Origin of the sequence: Brevundimonas sp. UBA7534 (genome assembly GCF_002479325.1) — a bacterium.
GTDB lineage: Bacteria > Pseudomonadota > Alphaproteobacteria > Caulobacterales > Caulobacteraceae > Brevundimonas.
Genome location: NZ_DLMO01000088.1, coordinates 1 through 21,465, shown reverse-complemented (window position 1 = coordinate 21,465; position 21,465 = coordinate 1). Strand labels below are relative to the sequence as shown.

At 71.4% G+C, this 21,465-nt stretch carries 30 protein-coding genes and 2 pseudogenes; 24 read left to right on the top strand and 8 right to left on the bottom strand.

Going from position 1 to position 21,465, the window contains the following annotated elements; genetic code table 11:
• Positions 1–704: alpha/beta hydrolase (locus B2U11_RS06685; protein WP_292070731.1), on the bottom strand; the 704-nt coding region annotated here is incomplete at its 3' end.
• Positions 705–809: 105 nt separating this feature from the next.
• On the opposite strand from B2U11_RS06685, the gene B2U11_RS06680 reads away from it, so the two are divergent.
• A complete protein-coding gene (locus B2U11_RS06680; protein WP_292070730.1) occupies positions 810–986 on the top strand; it encodes a hypothetical protein in 177 nt (58 codons plus the stop codon).
• A 3-nt stretch (positions 987–989) separates the two neighbouring features.
• Here B2U11_RS06680 and B2U11_RS06675 read toward each other — a convergent pair whose 3' ends face one another.
• On the bottom strand, positions 990–2,822 hold the full coding sequence (locus B2U11_RS06675) for an ABC-F family ATP-binding cassette domain-containing protein (protein WP_292070729.1): 1,833 nt from the start codon (positions 2,820–2,822) through the stop codon (positions 990–992).
• A 210-nt stretch (positions 2,823–3,032) separates the two neighbouring features.
• Between B2U11_RS06675 and B2U11_RS06670 the strand changes: the two genes are divergently transcribed.
• From B2U11_RS06670 to B2U11_RS06635, 8 genes are all read left to right on the top strand, one after another.
• Entirely contained in the window at positions 3,033–3,611 is a 579-nt protein-coding gene (locus B2U11_RS06670) for a TetR/AcrR family transcriptional regulator (protein WP_292070728.1), read from the top strand.
• A 24-nt stretch (positions 3,612–3,635) separates the two neighbouring features.
• Positions 3,636–3,974 carry a DMT family transporter gene (locus B2U11_RS06665; RefSeq protein WP_292070727.1) on the top strand — a complete coding sequence of 113 codons (339 nt, stop codon included), beginning with the start codon at positions 3,636–3,638 and terminating at the stop codon, positions 3,972–3,974.
• Positions 3,975–4,014: 40 nt separating this feature from the next.
• Positions 4,015–4,467 (top strand): YcgN family cysteine cluster protein, encoded by a 453-nt coding sequence (locus B2U11_RS06660; RefSeq protein ID WP_292070726.1) that lies wholly within the window; start codon positions 4,015–4,017, stop codon positions 4,465–4,467.
• 124 nt (positions 4,468–4,591) lie between these two features.
• Positions 4,592–5,017 carry a hypothetical protein gene (locus B2U11_RS06655; protein ID WP_292070724.1) on the top strand — a complete coding sequence of 142 codons (426 nt, stop codon included), beginning with the start codon at positions 4,592–4,594 and terminating at the stop codon, positions 5,015–5,017.
• On the top strand, positions 4,941–6,152 hold the full coding sequence (locus B2U11_RS06650; protein ID WP_414632944.1) for a DNA-packaging protein: 1,212 nt from the start codon (positions 4,941–4,943) through the stop codon (positions 6,150–6,152). The genes B2U11_RS06655 and B2U11_RS06650 overlap by 77 nt, the downstream gene beginning before the upstream one ends.
• Before the next feature lie 196 nt (positions 6,153–6,348).
• Positions 6,349–7,527, top strand: coding sequence for a phage portal protein (locus B2U11_RS06645; RefSeq protein ID WP_292070722.1), 1,179 nt, complete (start codon positions 6,349–6,351; stop codon positions 7,525–7,527).
• Positions 7,527–7,754, top strand: a complete 228-nt coding sequence (locus B2U11_RS06640; RefSeq protein WP_292070737.1) for a hypothetical protein — start codon at positions 7,527–7,529, stop codon at positions 7,752–7,754. The genes B2U11_RS06645 and B2U11_RS06640 overlap by 1 nt, the downstream gene beginning before the upstream one ends.
• Before the next feature lie 71 nt (positions 7,755–7,825).
• Positions 7,826–8,257, top strand: a complete 432-nt coding sequence (locus B2U11_RS06635; protein WP_292070735.1) for an HK97 family phage prohead protease — start codon at positions 7,826–7,828, stop codon at positions 8,255–8,257.
• Here B2U11_RS06635 and B2U11_RS06630 read toward each other — a convergent pair.
• Together B2U11_RS06630 and B2U11_RS06625 are read right to left on the bottom strand one after the other, a co-directional pair.
• Complete coding sequence (locus B2U11_RS06630; protein WP_292070721.1) at positions 8,149–9,054, bottom strand: hypothetical protein; 906 nt, start codon at positions 9,052–9,054, stop codon at positions 8,149–8,151. The genes B2U11_RS06635 and B2U11_RS06630 overlap by 109 nt on opposite strands.
• An 8-nt stretch (positions 9,055–9,062) precedes the next feature.
• Positions 9,063–9,359 carry a hypothetical protein gene (locus B2U11_RS06625; protein WP_292070720.1) on the bottom strand — a complete coding sequence of 99 codons (297 nt, stop codon included), beginning with the start codon at positions 9,357–9,359 and terminating at the stop codon, positions 9,063–9,065.
• A 46-nt stretch (positions 9,360–9,405) separates the two neighbouring features.
• Between B2U11_RS06625 and B2U11_RS06620 the strand changes: the two genes are divergently transcribed.
• From B2U11_RS06620 to B2U11_RS06585, 8 genes are all read left to right on the top strand, one after another.
• Positions 9,406–10,644 (top strand): phage major capsid protein, encoded by a 1,239-nt coding sequence (locus B2U11_RS06620; protein ID WP_292070719.1) that lies wholly within the window; start codon positions 9,406–9,408, stop codon positions 10,642–10,644.
• Positions 10,645–10,818: 174 nt separating this feature from the next.
• Positions 10,819–11,085: a head-tail connector protein gene (locus tag B2U11_RS06615; RefSeq protein WP_292070717.1), complete on the top strand. Its 267-nt coding sequence runs from the start codon at positions 10,819–10,821 to the stop codon at positions 11,083–11,085.
• Positions 11,082–11,390 (top strand): phage head-tail adapter protein, encoded by a 309-nt coding sequence (locus B2U11_RS06610; protein ID WP_292070715.1) that lies wholly within the window; start codon positions 11,082–11,084, stop codon positions 11,388–11,390. Before B2U11_RS06615 ends, B2U11_RS06610 begins: the two co-directional genes overlap by 4 nt.
• Complete coding sequence (locus tag B2U11_RS06605; protein ID WP_292070714.1) at positions 11,387–11,800, top strand: DUF3168 domain-containing protein; 414 nt, start codon at positions 11,387–11,389, stop codon at positions 11,798–11,800. The genes B2U11_RS06610 and B2U11_RS06605 overlap by 4 nt, the downstream gene beginning before the upstream one ends.
• Positions 11,801–11,879: 79 nt before the next feature.
• A complete protein-coding gene (locus tag B2U11_RS06600; protein WP_292070712.1) occupies positions 11,880–12,290 on the top strand; it encodes a phage major tail protein, TP901-1 family in 411 nt (136 codons plus the stop codon).
• Entirely contained in the window at positions 12,287–12,571 is a 285-nt protein-coding gene (locus tag B2U11_RS06595) for a GTA-gp10 family protein (protein ID WP_292070710.1), read from the top strand. The genes B2U11_RS06600 and B2U11_RS06595 overlap by 4 nt, the downstream gene beginning before the upstream one ends.
• Complete coding sequence (locus B2U11_RS06590; RefSeq protein WP_292070707.1) at positions 12,568–12,744, top strand: phage tail assembly chaperone; 177 nt, start codon at positions 12,568–12,570, stop codon at positions 12,742–12,744. The genes B2U11_RS06595 and B2U11_RS06590 overlap by 4 nt, the downstream gene beginning before the upstream one ends.
• Entirely contained in the window at positions 12,734–13,252 is a 519-nt protein-coding gene (locus B2U11_RS06585) for a phage tail tape measure protein (RefSeq protein WP_292070705.1), read from the top strand. The genes B2U11_RS06590 and B2U11_RS06585 overlap by 11 nt, the downstream gene beginning before the upstream one ends.
• A gap of 69 nt (positions 13,253–13,321) precedes the next feature.
• Here the strand turns inward: B2U11_RS06585 and B2U11_RS06580 are convergent, their stop codons facing one another.
• On the bottom strand, positions 13,322–14,017 hold the full coding sequence (locus B2U11_RS06580) for a DUF805 domain-containing protein (protein ID WP_292070704.1): 696 nt from the start codon (positions 14,015–14,017) through the stop codon (positions 13,322–13,324).
• A 94-nt stretch (positions 14,018–14,111) separates the two neighbouring features.
• Between B2U11_RS06580 and B2U11_RS06575 the strand changes: the two genes are divergently transcribed.
• Both B2U11_RS06575 and B2U11_RS06570 read left to right on the top strand, forming a co-directional pair.
• Complete coding sequence (locus B2U11_RS06575) at positions 14,112–14,729, top strand: DUF2460 domain-containing protein (protein WP_292070732.1); 618 nt, start codon at positions 14,112–14,114, stop codon at positions 14,727–14,729.
• A gap of 2 nt (positions 14,730–14,731) precedes the next feature.
• Positions 14,732–14,896, top strand: a pseudogene (locus B2U11_RS06570) (baseplate hub protein); the annotation flags it as partial.
• Positions 14,897–14,962: 66 nt separating this feature from the next.
• Here the strand turns inward: B2U11_RS06570 and B2U11_RS06565 are convergent.
• From B2U11_RS06565 to B2U11_RS06555, 3 genes and pseudogenes are all read right to left on the bottom strand, one after another.
• Positions 14,963–16,834, bottom strand: a pseudogene (locus B2U11_RS06565) (baseplate multidomain protein megatron); the annotation flags it as partial.
• 3 nt (positions 16,835–16,837) lie between these two features.
• A complete protein-coding gene (locus B2U11_RS06560; RefSeq protein ID WP_292070703.1) occupies positions 16,838–17,278 on the bottom strand; it encodes an NlpC/P60 family protein in 441 nt (146 codons plus the stop codon).
• Complete coding sequence (locus B2U11_RS06555; RefSeq protein WP_414632943.1) at positions 17,275–17,736, bottom strand: baseplate hub protein; 462 nt, start codon at positions 17,734–17,736, stop codon at positions 17,275–17,277. Before B2U11_RS06555 ends, B2U11_RS06560 begins: the two co-directional genes overlap by 4 nt.
• Between B2U11_RS06555 and B2U11_RS06550 the strand changes: the two genes are divergently transcribed.
• The 5 genes from B2U11_RS06550 to B2U11_RS06530 form a co-directional block, all read left to right on the top strand.
• The gene (locus tag B2U11_RS06550) at positions 17,716–18,207 is read left to right on the top strand and encodes a baseplate megatron protein TIM-barrel domain-containing protein (RefSeq protein ID WP_292070702.1); all 492 of its coding nucleotides are present in this window, start codon (positions 17,716–17,718) and stop codon (positions 18,205–18,207) included. The genes B2U11_RS06555 and B2U11_RS06550 overlap by 21 nt on opposite strands.
• Positions 18,174–18,500 carry a hypothetical protein gene (locus B2U11_RS06545; protein ID WP_292070700.1) on the top strand — a complete coding sequence of 109 codons (327 nt, stop codon included), beginning with the start codon at positions 18,174–18,176 and terminating at the stop codon, positions 18,498–18,500. Before B2U11_RS06550 ends, B2U11_RS06545 begins: the two co-directional genes overlap by 34 nt.
• An 82-nt stretch (positions 18,501–18,582) precedes the next feature.
• On the top strand, positions 18,583–19,515 hold the full coding sequence (locus tag B2U11_RS06540) for a J domain-containing protein (protein WP_292070698.1): 933 nt from the start codon (positions 18,583–18,585) through the stop codon (positions 19,513–19,515).
• 1 nt (position 19,516) lies between these two features.
• The gene (locus B2U11_RS06535; RefSeq protein ID WP_292070696.1) at positions 19,517–20,683 is read left to right on the top strand and encodes a phosphoserine transaminase; all 1,167 of its coding nucleotides are present in this window, start codon (positions 19,517–19,519) and stop codon (positions 20,681–20,683) included.
• Between the two features lie 87 nt (positions 20,684–20,770).
• The coding region (locus B2U11_RS06530) for an adenylosuccinate synthetase (protein ID WP_292070694.1) at positions 20,771–21,465 on the top strand (695 nt) is incomplete at its 3' end.

Genomic DNA, 21,465 nt, shown 5'->3' with positions numbered 1-21,465 from the left:
GGGGCCAGGCGGGCCAGGTCGGTCCGCATCGTCGGGCCGTCGAACAGCAGCGTGTCGCGCCCGGCGGCGCGGACGCCGTCGGTCCCCGACAGGTCATAGACGCCATAGGCCAGGACGCAGCCCCGGACCAGGTCGATCAGCCCCCGGTCGCGCAGCGCCAGGACGGTCAGGGCGGCCAGGTGGGCGCCGGCCGATTCCCCGGCGATGAACAGATCGGCGGCGCCCAGTTGGTCGACGTGGCTGACGGTCCAGTAGGCGGCCTGGAGGCAGTCCTCTATCGCCGCCTCGATGAAGACGCCCCGCCGCTCCGACAGCAGGCGATAGTCGACCGAGACGACGCAGAAGCCGTGCCGCGCCAGATGGGCGTTCAGCCGGTCGTTCAGGCTGGCGCTGCCCAGGACCCAGCCGCCGCCGTGGATGTCCAGGACGACGGCGCGGGGCGTTCCCTCGGGCCGCAGGATGCGAAGGGGGACCGACAGGTCCTCGTCCGGGGCGCGCACCTCGACCGAGACGCCGCGCTTTCGCAGGCGGGGCGCGTGAAGTCGGCCGGCGGCCGCGTCCAGCCAGGTCGACAGCCGCTGGCCCGCTTCGACCCGCCAGGGATCGGTGCGAAGGCGCGGCGCCCGCGCCAGGACGGCGTTGATGCGCCGCTGGGCCGCCAATTGCGGCGGCGGGAACTCGACGGTGTGGACGCGCAAGGGCATGGGCCGAAGATAGCGACGCCGATCCAGACGTCGAGGGGCGGAGACCGGGGGAGGGCCGCCTCAAGATGCTGGACGGCCCGCAGGGCTTTGGCCTAGCGTGGCGGGATGAAACGCCTGACCCCCTTCGCCGTGCTGGTGATCTTCGGCCTGATCGGCCTGCTGACCGGCAAGTTCGGTCTGTGGTTCCCGTTCGGGCTGGTGGCGGCGATCGTGGTGGCCGTGGTGCAGGATCGACGCGCCAAGGCGGCCGCGCTCAAGGACCAGAGCGCGACGGACGGCTGACGTTCAGCCCGCCAGGGCCGCCTTCTTCTCCTCAAGCTCCAGCCATTCCATCTCGGCCGATTCAAGGTCCGTGCGGGCCTTTTCGGCGGCCTTCATGGCGACGTCGAAGGCCTTGGGATCGCGGGCGTAGAGGTCGGGATCGGCCAGGGTTGCGTCGTGCCGGGCGATGGTCGCGGGCAGGGTTTCGAGCAGCTTCTCCAACTCCTCCAGACGGCGGGCGTCCTTGTAGGAGAGTTTGGCGGTTTTCCTGGGAGGGGCGGGCGAGGGGTCGGCGCTGGATCGCCCGGCCGCCCCCGCTCCGTCGCTGCGCGACGACCCTCCCCCGCGGGGGGAGGGAGGGGCGGCGAGGAAGCCCGGGTTCTGCCGCAGGAAGTCGGTCCAGCCGCCAGGGGTCTCGACGATGTCGCCCCGGCCGTTCAGCGCCAGGGTCGAGGTGGCCAGGTGGTCGATGAAGTCGCGGTCGTGGCTGACCAGGATCAGGGTGCCGTCGTAGCCCTCCAGCAGCTCTTCCAGCTTGTCGAGCGTGTCCATGTCCAGGTCGTTGGTCGGCTCGTCCAGGATCAGCAGATTGGCCGGCTTGGCCAGGGCGCGGGCCAGGAGCAGGCGGTTGCGTTCCCCGCCCGACAGGGTGGAGATCGGCTGTTTCAGTTGGGCCTCCTGGAACAGGAAGTCCTTGGCGTAGGCGGCCACGTGCATCGAGCGGCCGCGCACCAGGATGCTGTCGCCGCCGCCGGGCGTCAGGGCGTCCCACAGGGTCATGTCGGACTTCAGCCCCTCGCGCGACTGGTCCAGATAGACGGGCTCCAGGTTCGCGCCCATGCGGACGGTCCCTTCGTCGGGCGCCAGTTCGCCCAGCAGCACCTTGACCAGGGTGGTCTTGCCCGCGCCGTTGGGACCGACGATCCCCAGCCGATCGCCGCGCAGGATGCGGGTGGTCAGGTTCCTGAACAGGGTGCGGTCGCCGTAGCCCTTCGACACCCCCTTCACATCCGCCACCAGCTTGCCGGAGACGGCGCCGGAATCGACGCCCAGGTTCAGCTCGCGCGGCAGGTCCTTGACCCGTTCGGCGCGGTCGGCGCGCATGGCCATCAGGGCGCGGGCCCGGCCTTCGTTGCGGGTGCGCTGGGCGGTGATGGAGCGGTAGAAGGTGTAGGTCTCGGCCTCGATCTTCTTGGTCAGGCGGCGCAGGGATTCGGCCTCCTCCTCCATGACCTTGGCGGACCAGTCGTCGAAGGCGTCAAAGCCCTTGTTCAGGGTGCGGACGCGCCGGCCCTCCAGCCAGTGGACGGTGTCGGTGACGCGGTTCAGGAAGGCGCGGTCGTGGCTGACCACCAGCAGGGCGAAACGGGCCTGGAGGAGCTCGTTTTCCAGCAGTTCGATGGCCAGGATATCGAGGTGGTTGGTCGGCTCGTCCAGCAGCAGCAGGTCGGGTTCCTCGGCGAAGGCCTTGGCCAGGGCGGCGCGGCGCGTCTCGCCGCCGGAGAGGCCTTGGGTCGACTTGGCGGGATCGAGGCCGAAGGTCGTCAGCCAGGCCTCGGCGGTCCAGGCCTCGGCCTCGCCGGATGCGGCGTAGTCCAAAAGGGTTTCGCCCGTGATGACCGGCTCCTGCGGGACATAGGCGAAGCGGGTTCCGGCCTGGACCGAACGGTCGCCGCTGTCCGGCTCGACCAGGCCCATGACGACCTTCATCAGGGTGGACTTGCCCGCCCCGTTGCGGCCCACCAGGGCGGCGCGGCTGCGCGGCTCCATCGCCATGTCGACGCCGTCGAACAGGGGGCGGGGGCCGTCCTGGAGGCGGACGTCCTTGAGGGCGACGAGGGGAGGTCTGGCGGCCATCTGACTTTCGATCCTCCACCGCCAAGCGGGGAGGGGGACCACGCGCAGCGTGGCGGAGGGGGCGGAAACGGGCATGATCTAGGGGGTGTGGGATCGAGATTCCACTGGAAAGGTCGGTGGGACGTCCGCCCCCTCCACCGCTTGCGCGGTCCCCCTGCCCCGCGGCGGGGGAGGAATTGACTGCTACCGTCCAGCCGGTATGTAGGCGGCATGGACATCGCAGCCCGCCGCCGCGCGCCGGACGACACCCGCGCCGAGATCATCGACAAGGCCCTGGAGGTCGCCGCCCAACTGGGCGCCTCGGGCTTCACCCTGGACGCCGTGGCGGCGCGGACGACGGTCAGCAAGGGCGCGGTGCTGCACCATTTCCCGACCAAGATCGCCCTGCTGGAGGGGATGATCGACCATCTGGGCCAGCTGCACACCGACGGCATCCTGGCCGAGGCGGCGCGGGACCCGGAACCCTATGGCCGCAACGCGCGGGCCTATCTGCGGGCGACGGTGACGGAGCCCGTGACGCCGCAGGACGTCAGCATCGGACGGGTCGCCATGGCCGCCTGCGCCATCGAACCGGCGCTGGCTCTGCGCTGGAAGGGCTGGATCGACCGGGTGAAGGCCGACGATCCCAGCGACCCGGTCGGGGCCGACGACGCCCTGATGCTGAGGCTGATCGCCGACGGGCTGTGGATTTCCGACATGTTCGGCATCCATCAGGTGTCGGCCGAGCAGCGGCAGGCGCTGCTGTCGCTGCTGACCCCCGGCCACGCCATCAGCGGCAACGACGCATGAGGACCGCGCGATGAGCCCTGCGAAATGAGCATGGGGACCTGGGCGGCGCTGCTGGGCGCCATCGGGCTGGAGGTGGCGGGGACCACCCTGCTGCAGAAGTCCGAACAGTTCAGTCGGCTGGGGCCGACGCTGGGCATGGCCGTCTGCTACCTGGGCGCCTTCTACCTGCTGAGCCTGGCGCTGCGGCAGATGCCGGTGGGGATCGCCTATGCGATCTGGAGCGGTCTGGGGGTGGTGGCGATCTCGATCATCGGCCTGGTGCTGTTCCGCCAGAGGCTGGACCCGCCGGCGGTGGTGGGCCTGGTCCTGATCGTGGCCGGGGTGGTCGTCATCAACCTGTTCTCCAAGGCCGTTTCGCACTGAAGGCCGCGACATCGCCCGGATCGACCTGTATGACGCCGCCATGCAACCCTTCTGGCGCACCAAGACCCTGGCGGAGATGACGCCGGCCGAGTGGGAGAGCCTGTGCGACGGGTGCGGGCTGTGCTGCGTGATCCGGTTCGAGGACGAGGACACCGGCGAGGTGATCCCGACGCGGGTGCACTGCAAGCTGTTCGATCCAAAGACCTGCGCCTGTTCGGACTATGCGAACCGGAAGGCGCATGTGCCGGACTGCATCAAGCTGACGCCCGGCAATATCGAGGCGCTGGAGTGGATGCCGCAGTCGTGCGGCTATCGCCGGATCCACGAGGGGCGGGACCTGGCGTGGTGGCATCCGCTGGTGTCGGGCGACCGGGAGACGGTGCATGCGGCGGGGGTGTCGGTGCGGGGGCAGACGATCTCTGAGCTAGCGCTGGCCGAGCCGGAAGACGCGCTGGACTTCGAGGCGCCGGAGTGGGCGCTGGAGCGGGGCTGAGGGCGCCAGGTCGCGCCGGCCAACTGTCATAATGACGCTGGTCTGAATCCAACGAAATCATGGGTTTGTGCTTTTCTCGAGGCGATCGACGCGCCTGAGGACGCTGGTGCGCTATGATTGGTTCATGGCGAGAAATGGGGACGAGACGGGGGCCGGGGGCGAGAGCGCCGGCTGGCTGGGCCATGTCTGCGCGCGACTGAAAGCCAAGGTGGACGAGGCGCTGGACGCCGTCTGCGACGCGCCGAAGATCGAGGGCGTGGCCGAGGCCGAGAAGCTGGCGCGCGCGGTCGGCGTGATCGCGCGGGCGGCCAAGGCGGTGGCCGCGCTGGAACCCCGTCTGGCCGCCGACAGCGAAGAGGACGAGATGGGTGGACGAACTTACGACCCCGAGGAAGACGAGCGGCTGCGACGCGAGCTGGCCGCTCACTGCCATCGGCTCGACGCCATCATCGAGAGAAAGCGAGCTAGAGACGCTGAAGGGAGCGCCGCTGAGGCGGGAGCTTCGCAAGGCGCGGGTCAACGATCACCAGGTTCAGCCGACGAGACCTGACTGGCGCACTTGGCTGCTGCTGGGCGGTCGCGGGTCGGGCAAGACCTTCGCCGGGGCGGTGTGGATCGACACCTTGGCGCGTAAGCACCTGGTGAATCTGGCGCTGGTCGGACCGGCCTTGCACGATGTGCGCGAGGTGATGGTGGAGGGGCCGTCGGGGATCAAGGCCCTGGCGGAGCCGGGGGACAGGCCGCGCTGGGAGGCGGGGCGGCGCAGGCTGCTGTGGAAGAACGGCTCGGCCGCCTACGCCTTTTCGGCGGAGGATCCCGACAGTCTGCGCGGGCCGCAGTTCCATGCGGCCTGGGCGGACGAGTTCTGCGCCTGGCGCGAGCCCGAAACGGTGCTGTCGAACCTGAGGTTCGGCCTGAGGCTGGGGACCGATCCCAAGCTGGCGGTGACGACCACGCCCCGGCCGATCCCGGCGCTGCGGCGGCTGATGGCCGAGGCGGGGACGGTGACGGACCGGGCGGGGACGGCGGCCAATGCGGCGAACCTGGCGCCGGGCTTTCTGGCGCATCTCACGGCGCTGTACGGCGGGACGCGGCTGGAGGCGCAGGAGCTGGAGGGGCTGGTGGTCGAGGGCGAGGGCGCCCTGTTCCGGATAGAGGACCTGAAACGGGCGCGGGGCGCGCGGCCGGCCGAGCTGGACCGGGTGGTCGTGGCGGTCGATCCGCCGGCGACCGCGCACGGCGACGCCTGCGGGATCGTGGTGGTGGGGCGGAAGGAGCGACGGGCCTTCGTGCTGGCGGACCGGACCGTGCGGGGGATGTCGCCACGCGGATGGGCCGGGGCGGTGGCGGAGGCGGTGACGGATTTCGGCGCGCGGGAGATCGTGGCCGAGGGCAACCAGGGCGGCGAGATGGTGCGGTCGGTGCTGGCGCAGGCGGACTGCGCCGCGCCGGTGAAGCTGGTCCATGCGTCGCGGTCCAAGGCGGCGCGGGCCGAGCCCGTGGCGCTGCTCTACGAACAGGGGCGGGTGGTCCACTGCGGCGACTTTCCGGCGCTGGAGGAGGAGATGCTGGCGCTGGGATGCGGGGGCGGCAAGAGCCCGGACCGGGCCGATGCGCTGGTGTGGGGGATCACGCGGCTGATGCTGGAAGGCGGCGGCCAGGGGCCGAGCGTGCGGCGGTTATAAGATCCTCCACCGAGAAGCGAAGCGGAACGGGGGAGGGGGACCGCCCGAAGGGTGGTGGAGGGGGCGGAACCGGACTCGGTTTGACCGACAGGTTCCGTGACTCTGGTTTCCAAAGTCGGTGCGGCGTCCGCCCCCTCCACCACTTCGTGGTCCCCCTCCCCCGCCTTGCGGGGGAGGATCTCAAGAAAAGCAGGGGATGATCATGGTTTCGATGCGATGGCCGTTCGGCCAGCGGGCGCGAGCGGCTGCGCCCGAGGCGAAGGCGAGCCGGGCGGGGGCGGTGGTGGCGTTTTCCAGCGTCGGAAGGCCCAGGTGGACGCCGAACGACTACGCCAGCCTGGCGCGCGAGGGGTATCAGCGGAACGCGGTGGCCTATCGCTGCGTGCGGATGATCGCCGAGGCCGCCGCGTCCGCGCCGTTTGCGGTGTTCGTGGACGGGGCGCGGGACGACGCCCATCCGCTGGCCAAGCTGATCCGGCGGCCCAATCCCGAGCAGTCGGGGGCGGAGCTGATGGAGGCGCTGTACGGGGCGTTGCAGGTGTCGGGCAACGCCTATGTCGAGGCGACCGGCGACGGGGACGGCGACGGCGCGCCGGACGAGCTGTGGGCGCTGCGGTCGGACCGGGTGAAGGTGGTGCCGGGCCGGTCGGGGTGGCCGGAGGCGTGGGACTATTCGGTCGATGGGCGCTCGGTTCGGATCGCGCGGGCGGCGGACGGCTGGGCGCCGGTGATGCACCTGAAGCTGTGGCACCCGCTGGACGACTGGTATGGGCTGTCGCCGCTGGAGGCGGCGGCGCAGGGGGTGGACGCGCACAATGCGGCGGGGGCCTGGAACAAGGCGCTGCTGGACAATGCGGCGCGGCCGTCTGGGGCGCTGGTCTATGGGGCGCGGGACGGAGAGCGGCTGACCCACGACCAGTTCGAGGCGCTGAAGGCGCAGCTGGACGAGACCTATGCGGGTGCGGCGAACGCCGGGCGGCCGGTGCTGCTGGAAGGCGGCATGGACTGGAAGCCGCTGAGCCTGACGCCGGCGGAGATGGACTTCACGGCCGGCAAGCACGCGGCGGCGCGCGAGATCGCCCTGGCCTTCGGGGTTCCGCCGCAGCTGCTGGGGATCCCCGGCGATGCGACCTACGCCAACTATCGCGAGGCCAATGCGGCCTTCTGGCGCCAGACGGTGATCCCGCTGGTGCGGAAGGCGGCCGGGGCGATGACGGGGTGGCTGGGCGAGCGGTTCGCCGGCTGCGAGGTGCGGCCGGACCTGGACGCCGTGGCGGCGCCGCAGCCCGAGCGGGACGCCCTGTGGGCGCGGCTGGAGGGGGCGAGCTTCCTGACGGAGGAGGAGCGGCGGCGGATGGCGGGGCTGGAAGGATGATGGAGCCGTTGCGCAAGATCCCGGCGGCGCTGATCGCGGCGCTGGCGGTGCAGACGATCGCCGGTCTGCTGTGGGCCGGCGGGGCGGCGGCGCGGATCGCGACGCTGGAGCAGCGGGTCGGGGAGCAGCGGCTGGTGGCCGAACGGCTGGCGCGGCTGGAGGCGCAGGGCGAGGCGACGCCGGCGGCCGTGGAGCGGATCGAGCGGAGGCTGGAGGGAACGTCGTGAGTGGTGAATCGCGGTTCGTGAATGCCGACATCAAGACGGTGGGGGGGATAGGGGCTGTCCTCGGTTCACGAATCACCCTTCACGACTCACCTCTTGTCATCGAAGGCTACGCCTCGCTGTGGGGTGCGGCGGACCTGAACGGAGACGTGGCGCAGGCGGGGGCGTTCGCCGACAGCCTGGCGAAGACCGGCGCCGAGGGGGTGCGGATGCTGCACGGCCACGACGGCCGCGCGGTGGTCGGGGTCTGGGACGAGATCGCCGAGGACGCGCGCGGCCTGTTCGTGCGGGGCCGGATCATGGACTGGTCGCCCGAGGCGCGGCTGGCCCAGGCGCTAAGCCGGGCCGGGGCGCTGGACGGCCTGTCGATCGGCTATCGCACCGCGCGGGCGCGGCGTCAGGGCCGGCTGCGGGTCCTGAGCGGGGTCGAGCTGTGGGAGGTGTCGCTGGTGACGTTTCCGATGCTGCCGGGGGCGCGGTTCAGCCTGTCGAAGACGCCCGCCTGACGCAGCCACTCGGTCAGGTCGCGGACGGCGGCGCGGCCCGGCTTGCCGTTCATCCAGCGCAGCAGCCAGACGCCGACCACCATGACGAACACGAACGAGAAGCGCAGGGCGAAGACCAGGAAGAGCCCGGCGACGACGACCAGAAGGTGGAGGCCGGCGGAGACCAGGGCGACCGGGCCGGTCGGTGTGGGACCGGGGGGCGGCCCCTCTTCGAACGGGGGCAGGCCGAAGGTCTTGGCGTTGGACTCCGGCGTCGGCTCCAGCTGGACGCGCTGGAGGGCGGTCAGCTTGGCGCCAGGCGGCGGGGCGACGGAACCATCGGCCGGGCCGGGCGGGATCGAATCGGGGTGGTCGTGCAGGCGGTGGAGCGGGCTTTCGCGGCGATGGGCGGCGGGGTCGTAGAGGACGGACTCGCCGGTCTCGTCGACGGTGAAGACCTCGTCGAAGGGCGTGGTCGAAAAGTCGATGGCGCGGGTGTCCTGGCCGTAGCTCTGGCCGTGCAGGGCGATCAGCCGGCCCTGGCGCAGCTCGACCTGGAAGGCGATGGGATCCTCCAGATCGCCGACCATGGCGTGGACCGTGCCGTAAAGGCCGGTGGCCTGGCGCTGGGCCTCGGAGCGGGGCGGCGGGCGATGGCGGTCGACGATCCGTTCCGAATAGAGGCCGGCGCCGGTGTTGCGGCGCAGGCCGGGCAGGCTTTCCTCCACCTGGCCGGCCAAGTCGGGGGCGACATCGCGCAACTCCCACGCCAGGGCGTCGAGGACGGCGCTTTCGAGGCGGGTGAGGCGGGCGGCCATCAGTGTGCTCACCAGCGCTGCAGACGCTTCAGCGGCGATGAGAGGTCGGCGCTGGCGAGAGATTGCCGCCGGAGCGCTGCATATTGGGCGAAAACGCGCGCGAGTCCGGCGACTATCACGACACCGGCGACAGGCCAAAGCCACGATAAAACGCCGGAGACGAAATCAGGCATCGGCAACCAAGCCGCCCATAAAGCCAGCGTGTTTATGAGGGCAGCGAACGCGAGAACGATCTTCGCACAGTCTTCCAACGGCGCGGGATACGGGCCCGCTAGTTTCAACAAAAGCTCAAGAGGGCGGTTCACGTCCCGAACCTAACCGCAACCCGCGGTTTCTCAAACCGGAGACATCATGAAAGAGACCAAACAGGCTTCCGGCTCGCCGGAGGCGCGCGACGCCGTGCGCGAGGTGATGGCGGCGTTCGAGGCGTTCAAGGGGGCGAACGACGCCCGGCTGGACGAGATCGAGAAGAAGGCGGCGGCCGACGTGCTGCTGGAGGAGAAGGTGGCGCGCATCGACCAGGCGGTCGCGGCGGCCCAGGCGCGGCTGGATCGGGCGATGAGCCAGAGGCGGCGTCCCCAGATCGGCGGGGAGCCGGCCGAGCCCGTGTCGGCGCCCGAGGCCAAGGCGGCCTGGGACGGCTATCTGAAGACGGGGCAGGCCGCCCCGTCCCTCGGCGGCCTGGAGACCAAGGCGGGCCTGAGCACCGGCGCCAGTTCGGGCGGCTATATCGTGCCGTACGAGACCGAGCGGGCCATCGAGCGCCGGCTGATGGCCGTGTCGCCGATGCGCGAGATCGCCACGGTCCGCACGGTCGCGGCGGGCGTGTTCAAGAAGCCGGTGTCGACGGCGGGCGTCGCCTCGGGCTGGGTGGCCGAGACGGCGGCGCGGCCGGAGACGGATCCGGCGACCCTGGCCCTGCTGGAGTTCCCGTCGGCCGACCTCTACGCCAGCCCGGCGGCGACCCAGAATCTGCTGGACGACGCGCTGGTCGATCTGGACGAATGGCTGGCCGGGGAGGTGGAGGACGCCTTCGCCGCGCAGGAGACCCAGGCCTTCGTCACCGGCGACGGGACGAACAAGCCGCGCGGCTTCCTGAGCTATGCGACGGTGGCGGACGCCGACCACGCCTGGGGCCAGATCGGCTATGTGGCGTCGGGCGCCGCGGGCGGTTTCGCCGCGACCAATCCGACCGACAAGCTGATCGACCTGATCTATGCGCCCAAGGCCCAGTACCGGCCGAACGGGCGGTTCGTGATGAACCGACGCACGGTCTCGACGGTGCGCAAGTTCAAGGACGCGGACGGCAACTACATCTGGCAGCCGGCGGCGCGGCTGGGAGAGAACGCCAGCCTGCTGGGCTATCCGATCACCGAGATCGAGACCATGCCGGATGTGGCGGCCAACAGCCTGTCGATCGCCTTCGGCGATTTCCAGCGGGGGTATCTGATCGTGGATCGGGCGGGGGTGCGGGTGCTGCGCGACCCGTTCACGGCCAAGCCCTATGTGCTGTTCTACACGACCAAGCGCGTCGGCGGCGGGGTGCAGAACTTCGACGCGATTAAGGTGATGAAGTTCGCGGCGAGCTGACGGTCAGGTCTCCTCCCCATCGCTTGCGATGGGGAGGTGGATCGGCGCCGCAGGCGACGAGACGGAGGGGTTCTGCGGGCGGCAAGAGCCCCTCCACCACTTCGTGGTCCCCCTCCCCATCGCAGGCGATGGGGAGGAGACGGGCCGCGCAACCTTGAAATTTTGGAGGTTCCCATGGCCGCACCGGTGACGGTGGCCGAGGCGAAGCTGTTCCTGCGCGTCGAGCATGAGGCGGAGGACGGGCTGATCGCGACGCTGGTCGAGGCGGCCCAGGCGCGGGTGGAGGGGGACGTGGGGCTGAGCCTGACGTCGACCTCGCCCGCGCCGCTGCGGCTGGCGATCCTGATGCTGGCGCTCAGGGCCTATGAGCGGGGCGAGGCGGAGATGAGCGTAGCGACGGTCGAAGGCTGGATCGCGCCCTACCGCGTGGTGCGGCTGTGACGGGGGCGATGCGGGTGCTGGCGGGGCTGTACCGGCCGGTCGAGGCCGAGACGCCCTATGGCGGGCGGGCCGTGAGTCACGAGGCGGTCGGATCGACGTGGCTGAAGTGCGGGGCGCGGCGGCGGCAGGAGCGCGGGGCGCGCGACGAACGCCAGGCGGTCGAGACGATGACGGCCGAGGCGCGGGCCGATCCGCGCCTGGAGGTCGGGCGGCTGTTGCGCTTCGGCGGGGCGGACTGGACGATCATGACGGTGGAGCCGGCGCGGCTGGGGCGGGCGAAGCTGGGGCTGGAGCGGGTGCGATGACCGATCACGAGAGCGCGCTGCAGAAGGCCCTGGTCGCGGCGCTGAGGGGCGATGCGGCGCTGGCGGCCCTGCTGGACGGGCGGGTGTTCGACCAGGCGCCGCAGGGCGCCGAACTGCCGCATCTTCTGATCGGGCGGAGCGAGAGCCGGCCGCTGGACGCCGACGGCGGCGGGGTCGAGCAGAGGCTGACCCTGACGGCGGTGTCGCGCTTTTCCGGGACCGAGGAGGCCAAGGCGATCTCGGCGGCGGCGAGGGCGCGGCTGCACGAGGCGACGCTGGAGGCGGACGGGGTGCGGACGGTGTCGCTGCGCGTCGTCTGGTCGGACGTGGCCCGATCGGGAGACGGACGGCGGACCTGGGCGGTGGTGCGGCTGAGGGCGGTGACCGAGGACGTGAGCAGTGACTCGTGAATCGTGAGTGGCGACGACGCCGGCCGGCACGCGATCACGCATCACTAATCACGATTCACGACCAGAGGGAGAGACGGACATGACCGCACAGGCGGGCAAGGACATGCTGCTGAAGATCGAGGGCGCGCCGGGCGTGTTCACGACGGTGGCGGGGTTGAGGGCGCGGACGATCTCGCTGAACGCGCGCACGGTCGATGCGACCGACGGCGACAGCGCCGGGCGGTGGCGCGAACTGCTGGCGGGCGCCGGGGTGAAGTCGGCGGCGGTGTCGGGGCAGGGGATCTTTCGCGACGCGGCGTCGGATGCGCTGGTGCGCGAGGCCTTCTTCGACCAGGCGGCCAAGACTTGGCGGCTGATCGTGCCGGATTTCGGCGTGCTGGAGGGACCCTTCCTGGTGGCGGCGCTGGAATACGCCGGCGATCATTCCGGGGAGGCGACCTTCGCGATCAGCCTGGCCAGCGCCGGGGCCGTGGCGTTCAGCGCGATATGACGGCGAACGGCGCGCGGGGCGAGACGGTCGTCGTCCTGGCCGGGGCCGAGCGCAGGCTGTGCCTGACGCTGGGAGCGCTGGCGGAGATCGAGACGGGGCTGGGCGTCGAGGGGTTGGCGGCGGTGGCCGAGCGGATGCGGGCGCTGTCGGCGACGGACCTGATGACGGTGCTGGCGGCGCTGCTGCGCGGCGGTCGCGAGGACGGCGCCCTGGCGGCCGGGGTGGAGCCGCGCGAGGCGGCGCGGGCGGTGGCGCGCGCCTTCACGGCCGCGGCCGCATGACGCCCTGGGCCGAGATGCTGAGGACGGCGGCGACGCTGGGGATCGCGCCGGAGGCGTTCTGGCGGCTGTCGCTGCGGGAATGGCGGATGCTGATCCAGGCGCCGGCGGGCGCGGGGCCGCTGGAGCGGACGGCGCTGGACCGAATGATGGAGGATTGGCCGGATGGCGGATGAGTTCGAACCGGGCGGGCTGGACGGGGTGCCACGTCAGGCGGCCGAGGCGGCGGCGGCGCTGGAGGCGCTGAAGGCGCCGGCGCAGGAGGCGGCGGGCGCGATCGAGGACGCCTTCGGCCGGGCGGGCGACAGCCTGACGCGGTCGCTGGCGCGAGCGGCGGCGGATGGAGAGGTGTCGTTGGCCGAACTGGCGCGGGCGGTGTTGAACGCGGTCAATGCGGCGGCGGGATCGGGCGGCCTGGGCGCCGCGGTGCAGGCCGCGCTGGGCGCGTTCGGCGGGGCGCGGGCGGACGGCGGGCCGGTTATGGCCGGCGGCGCCTATCTGGTCGGCGAACGCGGGCCGGAGGTGTTCCGGCCGACGACTGGCGGAGAGATCGGTCCGGCGACGGGCGGAGGGGTGACCGTGAACGTCACGGTCGACGGCGGCGCGCCGGCGCTGCTGCGGTCCGAGGCGCAGGTGGTGCAGATGCTGGCCCGGGCGGTCAGCCTGGGCGCACGACGGATGTGAGGGCGTGAATGGTGAAGGGTGACTCGTGAGTGGAGACGTTGCTCACGTCTCACGAGCCACGACTCACGATTACAAACCCTTCGGGTTCGGGCCGAAGCGGTTTTCGCCGGGCTGGCTGTCGGTCAGGCCGATCCAGAGCAGGAAGGCGACGCCCACAACGAAGGACAGGGCGAAGACGCCGAACGCCGGGCCCATCACGGCGAAGATCGCGGCGGGATTGTCCTCGTAATAGTCGGAGGCCATGCCCGTGGCCGCCATGCCGCCGAACATGATGACCATGCCGGCGATCAGCAGGGCGAAGCTGATCAGATAGGGCGCGACGACCAGCCAACCGGTGCGGCCCATGTCGTGCAGGCGCTTCACCGAAATGGCCAGGTTCGGCCAGATCAGGGCGAGCGAGATCAGCCAGCCGAGGATCGGGATCCAGCCCAGCACGACGTTGGCCCCGAAAATGATCAGGAAGCCGATCCAGAAGTGCGAGCGGCGCAGTCGGCCCTCGAACGAGAACATGGCGGACTGGAAGTCGAAGCCCGAGCCCGCGGCCAGCGGCGCCGCGCCGGCGACGCCCACCGTCGAGGGCGATCCGGCCAGGATCAGGATCTGGGTCGCCTGGCCGTCCTGGGCCACGAAGTCGACGCGGACGCCCGGCGCGGGCGTGGTGGGGGATTGCAGGGCGGCGGCGTCGAAGCCGTAGCGCACGCCGTCGTCGCCGCTGATGAGGCCGGTCCCGGCCGTGGTGTCATAGCTGAGGACTTCTCCGCGCACGCGTCTCGCTCCTGGTGAAGCGGCCCCTCCGGCCGCGCGCGGAGCATGGACGAGCGCGGATTTTCGAACAAGTGAAACGAGGGAAAGGTTGGGGATGGCCTTCCATGAGGTGCGCCTGCCGGCGCGGCTGGCGTTCGGCTCGACCGGCGGGGTGGAGCGACGGACCGAGATCGCGACCCTGGCGTCGGGACACGAGCGGCGATCGACGCCCTGGGTGATGGGGCGCAGGCGCTATCTGATCGGAGCCAATCTGCGGTCGCTGGACGACATGGCCGAGCTGGTCGCCTTCTTCGAGGCGCGGCGGGGGCGGCTGCACGGATTCCGCTTCAAGGACTTCGCCGACCACAGGTCGTGCGCGCCAGGGACGGCGGCCGGACCGATGGACCAGATGCTGGGCGCCGGGACAGGGGCGCGACGGGCCTTCTCGCTGATCAAGCTGTACGGCGACGTGGCGCGGCCGATCGCCAAGCCGGTCCAAGGAACGGTGCGGGTGGCGGTGGCGGGGGTGGAGCTGGCCCCCGACGCCTTCGCGGTGGAGACGACGACGGGGGTGGTGACGCTGAATGCGGCGCCGGCGTCGGGCCAGGCGGTGACGGCGGGATTCCAGTTCGACACGCCGGTGCGGTTCGACAGCGACCGGATCGAGGCGACGCTGGAGACCTTCGAGGCCGGGCGGATGGCGGCGGTCCCGCTGATCGAGGTGAGGGTCTGAGGATGCGCGACATTCCCGACGAACTGGTCGCGCGCATCGAGAGCGGGGCGGCGACGCTGTGCCATGTGTGGCGGCTGGAGCGGACGGATGGCGCCCTGGCGGGATTCACCGATCATGACCGCGACCTGACGGTGGACGGCCTGACGTGCCGGGCGGCCAGCGGCTGGACGGCGGGGGCGGAAGAGGCCTCGGTCGGGCTGGCGGCGGGGTCGATGACGGCGGCCGGGGGCCGTGTCGTCGCGCGTCCCGCCCGAATGCGGCGGCAGGGCGTTCTCGCTGCTCTTGGGGTCCTGGAACAGATTGGGCGCGTTCGGTCCCCGGTCCACCGCCGCGCAGCCCACCTCCGTCAGCCGGATCGGCTTCATCCGGGGCGCCCAGGCCGTCGGCGTCGCCGCCCTCACCCCGCCCGGCCGGTCGTGATGCGGATTGGACCACCAGCCGAACAGGTCCTTAGGTCGGAACAGCCAGTGCTCGCCATGCGCCGTATCGACGATGGGGGTCCTGACCTGCGCCGCCCGGTCCGCCCCGTCGGCGTAGAACCAGTCGAAGCCCTCGCCGCCCGCGACGCCGGCCGCCAGATAGGCCGGGTCGTTCTTCCCGGCCCAGGTCTCGCCGTCCAACCCGCCCGCGCCGGCGCGCCAGTCGCTCAGCGGCGGATACCAGTCGATCCCGACGTAATCGATGTTCGCATCGGCCCACAGCGGGTCCAGGTGGAAGATCGCCTCCCCGCCCGCCTGTCGCCCGAAATACTCCGACCAGTCCGCCGCATAGGACAGCCTGATCCCCCGGCCGACGATCCCCCGGCACTCGGCCGCCAGCGCCCTCAGCTGCGCCACCGCCGGAAAGCCGCCCGCATGGTCGCGGGTCCAGGTCACGCCCCGCATCTCCGAGCCGATCAGCAGGCCGTGCGCCCCCGTCTCGGCCGCCAGCGCCGCATAGTGGCGCGCCATTCGCCTCAGGCCCCAGCCGTCGGCCGTCCCGAACAGGGCCTCGATCTGCCCGGCCGCCCCGGCCCCGTCGTCGCCCGCGATCCGCCCCCGCCAGGGATAGCCGGGCGCGTCCATGAAGACGAAGGGATACAGCGTCACCTCCAGCCCCCGCGACTTCAGCAGTCGGATCGCCTGGCGCACCGTCTCGTCCGACGGCGTGCCGCCATAGGCGGGTCGGCCGTCCACCGTGCTGATCAGATGGGCGTCGCCCCGGTCCAGCCCCGCCACCGACCAGGTCAGGGGCTCGGTCGGCTTGTCTCGCCGCTCCACCCCCGGCCGGACCTCGCACTCGCCGGCGCGCAGGCTGGTCCCGAACCAGCCGACCACCAGGCTGACTCGCTTCAGGTTCGGCGCCTGGGCCATCAGCTGGTCCAGCGACACGACCAGGTCCGGCCGCCCCTCCGAATGGTGCACGTTCTCGGCGGCCGTGCGGGTCAGCCCCTCGCGCCGCGTCACCGGCTCGGTCGCCAGCGCGAACTCGCCTGCGCCAGGGATCAGGCAGACCCCCTCCATCAGCTCCTCCAGCCCCGGCGTCAGGCCCGGCGCGCGGCGGAACACCTCGAAGCTCAGCTGCGGCGGCCGGTTTCCGAACGGTCCCAGCGGCAGATCCTCGAACACCACATAGGCCGTCCCGCGCCAGGCGGGCGCCTGGCCCTCTCCCTCCACCGCCTCGATCAGCGGATCGGGCGTCTGGTCCTCGGTCCCGCGATACAGCCGCATGGCGACGCCCGCCGTGGCCAGCGGCTTGCCGTCCGCCCACACCCGCCCGATCCCGTCGATCAGCCCTTCGCACAGCGCCACGGCGAAACTCAGCGAATAGTCGTAATCGACCGTCCTCGGCCCGCCCTTGCCGCCGCCGCTCTCGTTGCGCTTCTCCAGGAAGCGCGCGGCCCAGACGATCTGTCCTGTCACCCGCGCCCGGCCGAAGACGCAGGCCATCGGCGCCCCCTCGGCCGTCCCCTGGACCTTCAGCCCCTCCAGCCTCGGCCCCTCCCGCGCCGGGCCCAGCGCGCCGATCAGTCCGTTATCGACGACCCGGCCCAGCGCCCCGCCGACGATCCTCCCGAGCCCGCCGCCGACCAGTCCCCCCAGCCCGCCCAGAACCACCTGCGCCATTCACTACTCTCCCGGAAACCTGAACACCGCCGCCAGCCGCCGTCGCCACCACGGCCCCATCCAGCTCTCGACCACCGACCGACCCCAGTAGGCGTGGATCATCCGCGGCTCCGTCCCCTCGACGTCGCTCAGGATCGCGCAGTGCTTGACCGCCGCCCCCTCCGCCATGCGGAACAGCAGCACGTCCCCCGCCCGCATCTCCCCGACAGAGACCGCCTCCAGCCACCGCCCCGCCGCCTCCAGCAGCGTTTCCTCGCCCCCGACCTCGGCCCAGTCGGCGGCGTAGGCGGGCACGTCCTGCGGCTCCTCGCCCACCAGCTCGCGCCATACCCCGCGCACCAGCCCCAGGCAGTCCGCGCCCGCCCCCTTCACGCTGACCTGATGCCGATACGGCGTCCCCAGCCACCCGCGCGCGGCGGCGACCACCAACGATCCTTCCCTCATCGCCGGCTCCCGCCGTCGTTGCGCCCACCCGTCGCCGGATAGGCCGTCAGGAAGTCGTCGCCCGGCACGTCGGGAAAGCCCCGGAAGTTCCGCCCGTTTCCGAACGTCCCCACGCATGTCTGCCAGCGCTTGTCGCAGGTCGCGCCCGGAAACAGCGCCCGGTCCACCCCGCAGCGCCCGTCGCCCAGCCGCGCGTCGCACATCCGGCCATAGGTCCGCCCCACGACGCGCTCCAGCTGCGCCAGCGGCCCTTCCAGCTCGGCCGTGAACCGCCCGTCTTCGCGTTGCACTCGCGCCAGCCGCCCGGCCCACATCCGCACCCTCAGGTCCGGCCGGCTCCAGTCCACCCGCCACAGCTCGACCGACGCCTGGTCGTACAGGCCCGCCTCGATGTCGGCCTCGCTCAGGACCGCGTCGTCCAGCACCAGCGTCGGGCGTTGGAAGCGATCCTGGGGCATTACGCCCAGGCGGAAAACAATCCGGAGTCGGGGCTTTACGACGGGCGGATGCTGGAGGCGGCGGACCTGTGGTGCTGGGACGCGCGGCCCTATCCGGCGTTTCCCGCGCTGGACGACATCTGGGCCGACGCCTCGGCCTGGAATGCGGGTCACTGGCTGAACGGGCGGCTGGTCGGGGCTTGGGCGGACCTGATCGCGGCGGTGCTGAGGCGCGGCGGGGTCGAGGACTTCACCGTGACCGGGGTGGAGGGAACGGCGTCGGGCTATGTCATCGACCGGCCGATGCGGACGCGCGAAGCGCTGGCCCCCCTGCTGACCGCCTTCGACGTCGTGGCCGCCGAGCGGAACGGGGCCTGCCGCAGGTCTGTCGCACGGGGCCCAGCGGTCAGCCGCCGGGCGGGGCGGGGGTCGCCCAGACCCTCTTTACGCCGCGTGGATTGCATCACCGGCCGTGGCGGCCCGCCGGGCTGACGGCGCGATCCGACGGAGACGGCGGGCAGGTCCTGAGTTGGGCGCCGCGCGCCCGCCTCTATGGCGACAACTGGGAGAGCGAGACGGCGGTCGGGGACGCCGCGCGCTGGCGTATCGACATCCTGAACGACGGCGCGACGGTTCGCACCTTCGAGACCCTGCAGCCGCAGGCGATCTACACAGCCGCGATGCGGTCCGTAGATTTCGCAGACGCGGGCGTGGGGCGCGCGCGGGTGCGCCAGTGGGGCGAGGGCTTCGGCTGGGGCCAGCCCGCCGAAATCGCGCTGGACTGACGATTATGCCGGCGCCCGCCCTTTGCGCCGGGCGGTGCATGGACTAACTGAACAGGCGGATTTTCATGGAGCGGAAGACGACGTGGCGAGCGATCCCTACAAGGAACTGGGCGTTTCGAGAGGGGCGAGCGCGGACGAGATCAAGAAGGCCTTCCGCAAGCTGGCCAAGGAGCTCCATCCCGACAAGAACCCCGGCGACAAGATCACCGAGGACAAGTTCAAGCGGGTGACCGCCGCGTTCGACATCCTGGGCGACGCCGAGAAGAAGGCCAAGTACGACGCCGGCCAGATCGACGCCGACGGCAACGAGCAGTTCCGTGGCGGTTTCGGCGGGGGGCGGGCCGGCGGCAACCCCTTCGGCCAGGGCGGTCCGGGGGGCGGCTTCAGCCACACCGGCGGACCCGGCGGACGGGCCAACTTCGAAGGCATCGACCTGGACGACCTGTTCGGCATGTTCGGCGGAGCCGGCCGGCAGCGCGGCGCGCGGGACTTCACCGCGCGCGGGCAGGATGTGAAGGCGACGCTGGAGATCAGCCTGGAGGACGCGATTGCGGGCGCCACGCGGCGCATCCAGTTCTCGGACGGGCGCACGCTGGACGTGACCATTCCCAAGGGCGCGTCCGACGGACAGGTGATCCGACTGCGCGGACAGGGCGCGCCGGGGCGAGGGGCCGAGAACGGCGACGCCCTGATCGAGCTGAAGATCGAGGCGCATCCCGTCTATCGCCGCGAGGGCGCGGACCTGACCATGGACCTGCCGGTGTCGGTTCCCGACGCGGTGCTGGGTGGCAAGGTGCGGGTGCCGACGCCTGAGGGCGCGGTGCAGATGACGGTGCCCAAGGGCTCGAACTCGGGCCAGGTGCTGCGGCTGAAGGGGCGCGGGGCGTTCGCCGGCGGCAAGCGCGGCGACCTGCTGGCCAAGCTGGTGGTGACCCTGCCGGACGACCAGGACGAGGCGCTGGTGAAGTTCGCCGAGGAATGGCGGGCCAAGCGGCCCTACACGCCGGGGCGGTGAGATGACGGTCGCCAAACCTGATGTGAAGCCTGAGCGGCCGTGGTTCTCGGCCGGTCCGACGGCCAAGCGGCCGGGATACAGCCTGGCGGGACTGCCGCACGACCTGCTGGGACGGGGCATCCGCGCGCCCGAGGTGGTGGAGCGGTTCGCGCATGGGCTGCGGCTGACGCGCGAGGTGCTGGAAGTGCCGGACGGCCATGTGATGCTCTATACGCCGGGATCCGATACGGGCGCGGTGGAGGCGGCGCTGTGGGGGATGCTGGGCGCCCGTCCGGTGCAGGTGGTCGCCTACGAGAACTTCGGCCTGACCTGGCTGGCGGACGTGAAGGATCACCTGGGGCTGGAGCCCGAGGCCCTGACGGCGCCGTGGGGCGAGCTGCCGGACCTGTCGCAGACGGACTGGACCAAGGACGTGGTCTTCCCGTGGAACGGCACGACCTCGGGCGTGCGCGTACCGGACGCCGACTGGATCGCCGACGACCGCGAGGGGCTGGCGATCTGCGACGCCACCTCCGCCGCCTTCGCCATGCCGTTGCCGTTCGACAAGCTGGATGTGACGACCTTCAGCTTCCAGAAGGCGCTGGGCGGCGAGGCGGGGATCGGGGTGATGGTGCTGTCGCCGCGCGCGGTGGCCCGGCTGGACACGTATCGGCCGGAGCGCGCCGTGCCCAAGGTGCTGCGGATCACCGACGGCAAGGGCCGGTTCGATCGGTCGCTGGCCGACGGTGTGGCGATCAACACCTTCTCGATCCTGACCATCGAGGACTGGATCGACGCCCTGGAGTGGGCGCGGGCCGCTGGCGGGTTGAAGGAACTGATCCGGCGGACGGACGCCAACTACGCCGCCCTGGCCGAATGGGTGGCGCGGACCGACTGGATCGACTTCCTGCCGGAGCGGCCGGAAGTCCGGTCGACGACGTCGGTTTGCCTGAAGTTCGTCGATCCGCGCGTGACCGGCCTGGACGAGAAGGCGCAGAAGGCCTTCGTGACGCGGTTCAAGGCCTTGCTGGAAGACGAGGGCGCGGTGTTCGACATGGAGCCGCATCGCAACGCCCCGCCGGGCTTGCGGCTATGGTGCGGCTGCACCGTGGAGACGGCGGACGTGGCGGCTGCGACGCCGTGGCTGGAATGGGCGTTCGAGACGGCGCTTCAATCCTCCCCCGGGTAGGGTAGCGAAACGGGGGGATTAGAGGGACGACACCGGACGATTCCCCGTCTATAGGCTGCGCCCGCATTCGAGTGCGGAGAGACGGCTTTGGCGAACGTTGCGGTGGTCGGCGCCCAGTGGGGCGACGAGGGCAAGGGCAAGATCGTGGACTGGCTGTCCAACCGCGCCGACATGGTGGTGCGGTTCCAGGGCGGGCACAACGCGGGCCATACGCTGGTCGTGGACGGCAAGGTTTACAAGCTGGCGCTGCTGCCCAGTGGCGTGGTTCAGGGCAAGCCGTCGATCATCGGCAACGGCGTGGTCGTCGATCCCTGGCATCTGGTCGGCGAGATCGAGAAGATCGAGGCCCAGGGCGTGACGATCAGCCCCGACATCCTGACCATCGCCGACAACGCCTGCCTGATCCTGCCCATCCACCCCGCGCTGGACGTGGCGCGCGAGGCCGCGGCCAGCGCGCCGGGCGCCCGGATCGGCACCACGGGTCGCGGCATCGGCCCGGCCTATGAGGACAAGGTGGGCCGGCGGGCGATCCGGGTGTGCGACCTGGCCAACGCCGACGACCTGAAGGTCAAGATCGAGCGGCTGCGCTCGCACCACGATCCGCTGCGGGCCGGTCTGGGGCTGGAGCCGATCGACCCCGAGGCGCTGCTGAACCAGCTGCTGGAGATCGCGCCGAAGATCCTGCCCTATGTGAAGCCGGCCTGGCGGGTGCTGGACCAGGCCCAGAAGGCAGGGAAGCGGGTGCTGTTCGAGGGGGCGCAAGGCGCCTTTTTGGACGTGGA

Excerpts from the sequence above, each read along its gene's own strand:
- B2U11_RS06680 (WP_292070730.1), top strand. The coding sequence starts at position 810 with ATGAAACGCCTGACCCCCTTCGCCGTGCTGGTGATCTTCGGCCTGATC.
- B2U11_RS06675 (WP_292070729.1), bottom strand. The coding sequence starts at position 2,822 with ATGGCCGCCAGACCTCCCCTCGTCGCCCTCAAGGACGTCCGCCTCCAG.
- B2U11_RS06670 (WP_292070728.1), top strand. The coding sequence starts at position 3,033 with ATGGACATCGCAGCCCGCCGCCGCGCGCCGGACGACACCCGCGCCGAG.
- B2U11_RS06665 (WP_292070727.1), top strand. The coding sequence starts at position 3,636 with ATGAGCATGGGGACCTGGGCGGCGCTGCTGGGCGCCATCGGGCTGGAG.
- B2U11_RS06660 (WP_292070726.1), top strand. The coding sequence starts at position 4,015 with ATGCAACCCTTCTGGCGCACCAAGACCCTGGCGGAGATGACGCCGGCC.
- B2U11_RS06655 (WP_292070724.1), top strand. The coding sequence starts at position 4,592 with ATGGCGAGAAATGGGGACGAGACGGGGGCCGGGGGCGAGAGCGCCGGC.
- B2U11_RS06645 (WP_292070722.1), top strand. The coding sequence starts at position 6,349 with ATGATCATGGTTTCGATGCGATGGCCGTTCGGCCAGCGGGCGCGAGCG.
- B2U11_RS06640 (WP_292070737.1), top strand. The coding sequence starts at position 7,527 with ATGGAGCCGTTGCGCAAGATCCCGGCGGCGCTGATCGCGGCGCTGGCG.
- B2U11_RS06630 (WP_292070721.1), bottom strand. The coding sequence starts at position 9,054 with ATGGCCGCCCGCCTCACCCGCCTCGAAAGCGCCGTCCTCGACGCCCTG.
- B2U11_RS06620 (WP_292070719.1), top strand. The coding sequence starts at position 9,406 with ATGAAAGAGACCAAACAGGCTTCCGGCTCGCCGGAGGCGCGCGACGCC.
- B2U11_RS06615 (WP_292070717.1), top strand. The coding sequence starts at position 10,819 with ATGGCCGCACCGGTGACGGTGGCCGAGGCGAAGCTGTTCCTGCGCGTC.
- B2U11_RS06605 (WP_292070714.1), top strand. The coding sequence starts at position 11,387 with ATGACCGATCACGAGAGCGCGCTGCAGAAGGCCCTGGTCGCGGCGCTG.
- B2U11_RS06600 (WP_292070712.1), top strand. The coding sequence starts at position 11,880 with ATGACCGCACAGGCGGGCAAGGACATGCTGCTGAAGATCGAGGGCGCG.
- B2U11_RS06595 (WP_292070710.1), top strand. The coding sequence starts at position 12,287 with ATGACGGCGAACGGCGCGCGGGGCGAGACGGTCGTCGTCCTGGCCGGG.
- B2U11_RS06590 (WP_292070707.1), top strand. The coding sequence starts at position 12,568 with ATGACGCCCTGGGCCGAGATGCTGAGGACGGCGGCGACGCTGGGGATC.
- B2U11_RS06585 (WP_292070705.1), top strand. The coding sequence starts at position 12,734 with ATGGCGGATGAGTTCGAACCGGGCGGGCTGGACGGGGTGCCACGTCAG.
- B2U11_RS06575 (WP_292070732.1), top strand. The coding sequence starts at position 14,112 with ATGGCCTTCCATGAGGTGCGCCTGCCGGCGCGGCTGGCGTTCGGCTCG.
- B2U11_RS06560 (WP_292070703.1), bottom strand. The coding sequence starts at position 17,278 with ATGAGGGAAGGATCGTTGGTGGTCGCCGCCGCGCGCGGGTGGCTGGGG.
- B2U11_RS06555 (WP_414632943.1), bottom strand. The coding sequence starts at position 17,736 with ATGCCCCAGGATCGCTTCCAACGCCCGACGCTGGTGCTGGACGACGCG.
- B2U11_RS06535 (WP_292070696.1), top strand. The coding sequence starts at position 19,517 with ATGACGGTCGCCAAACCTGATGTGAAGCCTGAGCGGCCGTGGTTCTCG.